Source organism: Alkalihalobacillus alcalophilus ATCC 27647 = CGMCC 1.3604 (genome assembly GCF_000292245.2).
GTDB lineage: Bacteria > Bacillota > Bacilli > Bacillales > Bacillaceae_D > Alkalihalobacillus > Alkalihalobacillus alcalophilus.
Genome location: NZ_ALPT02000172.1, coordinates 1 through 766, shown reverse-complemented (window position 1 = coordinate 766; position 766 = coordinate 1). Strand labels below are relative to the sequence as shown.

Here is a 766-nt window from a genome sequence, read left to right as displayed (position 1 = left end):
AAAACTCTGAATGAGTAACTTGCATTTCTGCTAACTTCCTCTTAATCTCCCAACCTAACGTAGTGACTTTTTGTTTTCGTACAGCCATTTTAAATTCTCCTTTCCGTAATTCTTGATGAACCCTCCTCTCAACTCGTCTATAATTCAAAGAAGAGAGGGGGTGTTAATAATGAGTGAAACTTATCAATTCTCGGTTTCTGGACAATGCCCTGTCCAAGACGAAACTCAAAAAATTGAAATAATAGTAGAGAAAAAACTATTAGCTCGGAATACTAGCGGTTATAAAAAGATTGATCTCAACTGCCAACATCGGTCTAATTATGGATGTTCATACGGTCTAAGATGTCCAATCTACTTGAAAACATCAAGCGACCCTTTTCTTCACCGAGTTCGTTGATTTGTCCTTGCATTTTATGGACTTTTCGTTGAAGTCTATTTTTAAACTCATCTGGGCTAGAGGGGGTAAATTCCACTCCTGCTTTTTCAACGAAAGGCCCCATTATTTGATAGGCTTCGAAATCGCATTCTTTATTTAGCGGACACCCTTCGCAAGGTTCAGCGAAACTAGCGATTTCTCTGTATTTGCATTGTTCAACGTAAGCCTTGAGATGTTGAGCGATGCAAATTTCTTCTTTAGTTGCTGCCACTACATATCACTCCTTTCTTATTTAAGGTGGAAGGCCGTTGGCTATTCCGCCTTTTTCTATACGCTTCTTTTGAGCCTTCCTGTCATAAACATCCACATACGCTTTGCGAAGTTGATAGA

Annotated in this window: 1 protein-coding gene; it reads right to left on the bottom strand. The window is 39.2% G+C overall.

Features of this window, described 5'->3' with window-relative positions; genetic code table 11:
• Positions 1 to 314: 314 nt before the first annotated feature.
• Positions 315 to 647, bottom strand: coding sequence for a hypothetical protein (locus tag BALCAV_RS20940; protein WP_003321239.1), 333 nt, complete (start codon positions 645 to 647; stop codon positions 315 to 317).
• Positions 648 to 766 lie beyond the last annotated feature (119 nt).